This is a genomic window from Inquilinus limosus MP06, assembly GCF_000767795.1.
Lineage (GTDB): Bacteria > Pseudomonadota > Alphaproteobacteria > DSM-16000 > Inquilinaceae > Inquilinus > Inquilinus limosus_E.
Window position 1 is genome coordinate 1 of record NZ_JANX01000426.1, and the last position, 5,675, is coordinate 5,675.

Here is a 5,675-nt window from a genome sequence, read left to right on the forward strand (position 1 = left end):
ACGCGTTCGGGTCGGCCAGGAAGCGGCCCCGGCGGAACAGCCAGGACAGGATGGGTGCCAGCGCCCAGCCCTCCCCGGCCTCCGCGAGGGCGCCCATCCCCTGCCGTCCCTAACGGGTGGTGTAGCCGCCATTGGCGAACAGGGTCTGGCCGGTGATCCAGCCGCCCTCGGTCGCCAGGAAGCGGACGATCGGCACGATCTCCTGGATCTTCGTCAGTCCGCCCAGCGCCGAGGCCGCGGTGTGATAGGCCACGGAATCCGGCGTTTCCGCCGGGTAAAAGAACGGCGTGTCCATCGGTCCCGGACCGATGTTGTTGACCGAGATGCCGCGGGCCCCGAACTCCTTGGCCGCGGCGCGGGTGAAATGCTCGACCGGTGCCTTGGCCCCGGCATAGGTCGAGTAGAGGCCGGTGAAGGCGGCCAGCAGCGAGGTGACGATGGTGATGATCCGCCCGCCATCCTCCAGCGTCTTGCCGGCCTCACGAATGAAGAAATAGGCGGCCTTGGAGTTGACCGCGAACATCTCGTCGTACTCGGCCTCGGTGGTCTCGACGAAAGGCTTCTTCAGCACCTTGCCGGCGGTGTTGACCGCGATGTCGACCCGGCCGAAACGCGCCTTGGCCTCGGCGAACAGGCGCTCGACCTCGGCCACCCGGGTCAGGTCGCCCTGCAGGGCGAAAGCATCGCCGCCCGCGGCCTTGACCGCGGCCACGGTCTCCTCGGCCGCCGCCCTGGTGCCGTCGCTGTTGAAGTTGATGGCGATCCGGGCGCCGACGCCGGCCAGGTCACGGCTGATCAGGCCACCGAGATTCTTGGCGCCGCCGCCGATGACGACGACCTTGTCCTTGAGGGGCTGGGTGGTCATGGCATGCTCCTCCGATACGGGCCGGACCGTCCGGCCGATGGAGGGAGCGTGCCAGCCGGCGGACGGCTGCGCTTCCAGGATACCCGCTTCACTTGCAGATTCTCCGGCGGCATCTAGAGTAGATAAAATTTTATCCTTCTCTCTCTTCGGCAGGCAGGTGCGATGGCAGGCCCTTCCATTCCGACCGAGATCCAGGGGCGCTGGGGCCCGGTCGAGCTGGTGGTCACGCGCGAGGACATCCGCGCCGCGACGGCCTGGCAGATGCGCGAGCCGCGGCATGCGGTGATCGTACATCTGGGTGGCCCGATGAAACGGCTGGAGACCGAGCTGGACGGCGTCGCCGCCCGCCCCGGCCCGCCTTCGGCCGGCGACATCTGGGTGGTTCCGGCGGGCCGGCGCTATGCCAGCCAGGCCAGCGGCGGCCGCATCCGCTATGGCGTGCTGTATGTCGAGCCGGAGGCGCTGACGGAGCTGGCCGGGGATGGCAGGATCGCGCCCCGCTTCGCCCATCGCGACGAATTCCTGTACCGCTCGGTCGAGCGGCTGGCCGGGCTGATCGGCGAGGATGACGATCTCTCGGGCATGCTGGGCGACAGCCTGGGCCAGGCCCTGGCGCTGCACCTGGCGCAGCGCTATCGCACGGGGCCCGCCGCTGCGGGCCCGCGCGGCCCGCGGCTGAACGAGCGGGCCCAGGCGCGGCTGCAGGAGCGCATCCACACCCATCTCGGCGACCGGATCACGCTGGACGACCTGGCCACGATCGCCGGGATGAGCCCGCACAACCTGCTGATCGCCTTCCGGGCGGCCTTCGGCACCACCCCGGCGCAATATGTCATCGCCCAACGGCTGCGCCGGGTGCGCTGGCTCTTGGCCAACACGGCACAGGACATCACCGCGATCGCGCTGGAGACCGGCTTCGCCAGCCACAGCCACCTGACCACCGCCTTCAGGCGCCATGTCGGGGTGGCGCCGCGGGACTTCCGCCGGCGCTGGCGCGACGAGGCCTGACCGCGGGCCTCAGCGGCTGCGCTCAAGCTCCATGATGTCGAACTGGGATTCGAAGCGCGGCGACGGGAATTCCAGCCGCAGCCGGTCGGGCCCGACCCGGACCAGATAGGCGACCTGGTCGCGCTCGGCGTCCTTGCCATAGGGCTTCGGCTTGCCCTCAGAGCCGTAATAGGACGTGCCGACATAGGTCAGCCGGTCGGGGTTGGCGTCGTCGTAGAAGGTGCCGGCGGTGCGCTGCGAGCCGGAGATCTTGTCCAGCCGCAGCCCGGCCCCGTCATCGGTGATGCGGCAGCGGAACCAGTCATAGATCACCAGCGGCAGGGTGTCGCTGCCGCCCAGCTTTGCCACCCGGCAGCGCCAGGTGCCGGCCAGGTCGGTGGCGCCGCGGATCGCCTGCGGCTTGCCGGACAGGATCTGGTCCAGCGTCGCCACCGCTGCCTTGTCGTCGCTCTCACGGGCGGCGCCGATCGCCTCGCCGCGCACGGAATCGAAGCTCTCGAGCCGCTGCTTGTCGTCGGCCGAGAGCTTGCCCGGCAGGTCGCCATCGGCCAGCGCGGGCACCGCCGCGGCCAGGGCGAGGACCATCGCCAGCGTTGCGCGAAGCACCATTCCGTTCCCCCTCCGTGCGCCGGATCAGCCGGCGTCGATACGGTCGATGAACCAGCGGCAGACCCGCCGCCACAGATCGTCCTTGGCGACCAGATCCTCGCAGCCATGATCGAGATTGGGGTTGTCGTTGATCTCGATCACGAACACGCCCTTCTCGGTCTGCTTCAGGTCGACGCCGTAGAGGCCGTCGCCGATCAGCTTGGCCGCGCGCACCGCGACGTCCAGCACCTCGGCCGGCACCTCGTCCAGCGCGAAGGTCTTGAAGTTGCCCCAGCCGACCTTGCCGTCGGCGGAGTGGCGGACGATCTGCCAGTGCTTCTTCGCCATCATGTACTGGCAGACGAACAGCGGCTCACCATCCAGCACGCCGACGCGCCAGTCATGCTCGGTCGGCATGAACTCCTGCGCCAGGATGACGTCGGAATCGTCCAAGAGCTGTTCGGCCATCTGCTCCAGCTCGCGCCGGTCATTGGCCTTGAACACGCCGCGGCTGAAGGACCCGTCCGGGATCTTCAGCACGATCGGATAGGCGAACTCCTCCTCCACCCGCTCGATGTTCTTCAGGCTGTCGACCACCACGGTCTTCGGCGTCGGGATCTTGTTCGCGGACAGGAGCTCGTAGAGATAGACCTTGTTGGTGCAGCGCAGGATCGAGGTGCTGTCGTCGATCACCGGCATGCCCTCCTGCTCCGCCCGGCGGGCGAAGCGGAAGGTGTGATTGTCGATCGCCGTGGTCTCGCGGATGAACAGCGCGTCGTATTCGGCCAGGCGCAGCAGGTCCTTCTTCTCGATGACCTCCACCTCCATGTCCATGGTCTCGGCCACGCGGGCGAGCTTCAGGATCGAGCGGTGGGTCGAGGGCGCGAACTCCTCCTTCGGGTTGAACAGCACGGCAAGGGTATACTTGGCCGGCTTGTTCTCCTTCGGGTTCCGCCAGCCCTGGCGGGTGTAGAGGTCGAGCGTGTCGTAGAAGAAGGCCTCGGTCTCGCCCTCGATGTCGGCGATCGAGAGCTCGCCGATCGAGGCGATGCGGAAGCGGTCGGTGAAGCGGACCTTGACCTCGAGGATCGGGGCGCGGAACCAGTCGAACACCCGGCGGCCGAAATCCTGGAACCGGTCGTCATCGGCCCGGCCGAAGCAGATGATCACCTTGAACGGCCCGCCCGGCGGCACCGACAGCCGCTTGATCCGGCGGTTGAGGTCATCCTCCAGGTCCGGCAGGGCGATCTTGTAGAGCGTCTTCTGGCCGAGATCGAGGATGGTCTCGACCATCGGGATGACCCGGTGGGCGCGGGCCTCGGCCAGCAGCGAGACGTAGTAGCCCCGCGTCATATAGGCGGTGGACCGGGTCAGGTTGATGACCTTCGCGTCCCCCGTCTTCAGCATCTGCGGCCGGGCGATGTAGTCCCGGGCGGTGACGAGCTGGCGGCCGTCCGGGTCGCCCTTGAAGTCGCCGATACGGTCGACGACGATGATCCAACCGCTCATTGGGCCTTCCTGCTGAGCACGACCGCGGCCCTGAGCTGGGTGCGGCCGTAGCGGGCCATGCGCTCGAACTCCCGGCGCGGGATCGGGAGGTTGGCCTTGGCCGAGGCGCTCTCCATCTCCGTCACCGCGACCCAGGGGTCGTGCACATAGATGAAACGCTCGTCGAAGCCGTTTGCGACCACCCAGTGCGGATTTTTTTCGCCATAACCCCGGAACAAGCTGATCAGCACGATCGGAATCGCGCCTTCGGAGATCAGGCCGCACATTTCAGGCAAACCGAGGGCACGGTGCACCACCTCGATCCGGCGGCGAGCGCAGCGGGCGCGGAAATCCTCCTGCACCACCGTCATCACCGCCTTCTTGTCCGGGCTGCGGACGCCGTCGAGGAACAGCAGGGAATCGTCGCTGACGAAGATCCGTGCCCGCAGCCCGCGGTCATGCGCCGCCAGCGCCATGCCGTAGGGGTCGCAGCCGCCATGGCCCGAGGTCATGTAGATCGTCGTCGCCTCGCGCCACAGCCGCAGCTCGCGCGCTCGGGTCAGTTCCGTCGCCGGGTCCAGCGCCTTCAGCGCCATCAGCAGTGTCGCGGCGCCGCAGGTGAAGTTGGTGGTCTGGGCGTAATAGGGCACGTGCAGGTCGGTCTGCGGCAGGTCTTCGGTCCCCAGCCGCTTCTCGAAGCGCAACGCGTCGGCATGGTCCTCGTAGAAGTCGAGATAGCGCCCGAAATGGCGGTAGCCGCGCGACTCATAGAGCGCGATCGCCCTGGCGTTGTCCGGCCGCACCTCCAACCGCAGGAACAGTGCGCCCTCGTCATGCGCCGCCCGCTCCGCGGCCTCCAGCAGCCGGGCGCCGAGGCCCCGGCCGCGGATCTCCGGGTCGACCGCGAGGGAGTAGAGCCGGGCCAGCGCCGTGGTCCGGCGCAGCAGCACCAAGGCGTAGCCGAGCAGCCGGCCATCCTCCTCCGCCGCCAGGCAGACGGCGTGGCCCCTGGTCAGCAGATGCAGGAAGCTGCGGCGGCTGATGCGGTCATGATCGAAGGCACGGGATTCGATCTCCAGCAGCCGCGGCACGTCGTCTGGCGTGGCGATCCGGATGGTCTCGGCGGTCGGGGCGGCGGAGCGGTGGTCGGGCATCGCGCAGTCGAATCTCGGATCGGTTATCGCGCCGATGCCGGTCCCGCACCAGGGGCTATTCGGAGATGACCGCGAATTCATCCATCCGCCACCGAAAGCTGTGCCATTTTTCGCCGCCATGACCGCCAGCAACGCCGCCCTCCCCCGCCCCCGCAGCCGACTCGCGCCGCTCTACAGCGGGATCAGCCTGGCCGCGGCGCTGCTGTGGCTGGTGCTGCTGCTCGGTGTGCCCTCCGCCCCCGACGGCTGGCAAATCTATGGCCTGGCCTCGGTGCCGGTCGAGCTGGCGGTGCTGGTCGCCGCCCTGATCCTGATGCCGCCGCTGCGGCGGTCGCGCGCCCTGGCCGTCACCCTCGGCGGCCTCGGCCTGCTGGTCGCGATCATCAAGCTGGCCGACCTCGCCACCCAGATCTCCTTCGGCCGGCCGGTCAGCCTCTATGTCGACCGGCTGCTGCTGGTCAACGGCATGCATCTGGCGACCGGGGTGCTGGGCGCCCTCGGCCTGATCGGCATCACCCTGGGCGCGGTCGTCGCGGGCTGGTGCATCTGGTGGGCGACCACCCGGTCGGTGC

The 5,675-nt window shown here is 68.6% G+C and carries 6 protein-coding genes; 2 read left to right on the forward strand and 4 right to left on the reverse strand.

Annotated features, from left to right (window positions below; all coding sequences use genetic code 11):
• Positions 1-109 precede the first annotated feature (109 nt).
• On the reverse strand, positions 110-865 hold the full coding sequence (locus P409_RS24850) for an SDR family oxidoreductase (protein ID WP_034844863.1): 756 nt from the start codon (positions 863-865) through the stop codon (positions 110-112).
• A gap of 162 nt (positions 866-1,027) precedes the next feature.
• Here P409_RS24850 and P409_RS24855 point away from each other — a divergent pair, with 162 nt between their 5' ends.
• Positions 1,028-1,873 carry a helix-turn-helix domain-containing protein gene (locus P409_RS24855; RefSeq protein ID WP_034844864.1) on the forward strand — a complete coding sequence of 282 codons (846 nt, stop codon included), beginning with the start codon at positions 1,028-1,030 and terminating at the stop codon, positions 1,871-1,873.
• Between the two features lie 9 nt (positions 1,874-1,882).
• Here P409_RS24855 and P409_RS24860 read toward each other — a convergent pair whose 3' ends face one another.
• The 3 genes from P409_RS24860 to P409_RS24870 are packed head-to-tail and all read right to left on the reverse strand — an operon-like array spanning position 1,883 to position 5,103.
• Positions 1,883-2,482 (reverse strand): DUF4893 domain-containing protein, encoded by a 600-nt coding sequence (locus P409_RS24860; protein ID WP_034844865.1) that lies wholly within the window; start codon positions 2,480-2,482, stop codon positions 1,883-1,885.
• A gap of 24 nt (positions 2,483-2,506) precedes the next feature.
• Complete coding sequence (locus P409_RS24865) at positions 2,507-3,970, reverse strand: RimK family protein (RefSeq protein WP_034844867.1); 1,464 nt, start codon at positions 3,968-3,970, stop codon at positions 2,507-2,509.
• Positions 3,967-5,103: a peptidase C39 family protein gene (locus P409_RS24870; RefSeq protein ID WP_034844869.1), complete on the reverse strand. Its 1,137-nt coding sequence runs from the start codon at positions 5,101-5,103 to the stop codon at positions 3,967-3,969. The genes P409_RS24865 and P409_RS24870 overlap by 4 nt, the downstream gene beginning before the upstream one ends.
• Positions 5,104-5,221: 118 nt before the next feature.
• Here P409_RS24870 and P409_RS24875 point away from each other — a divergent pair.
• Positions 5,222-5,675 (forward strand): hypothetical protein (locus P409_RS24875; protein WP_202964800.1); only part of this gene is annotated, 454 nt, incomplete at its 3' end.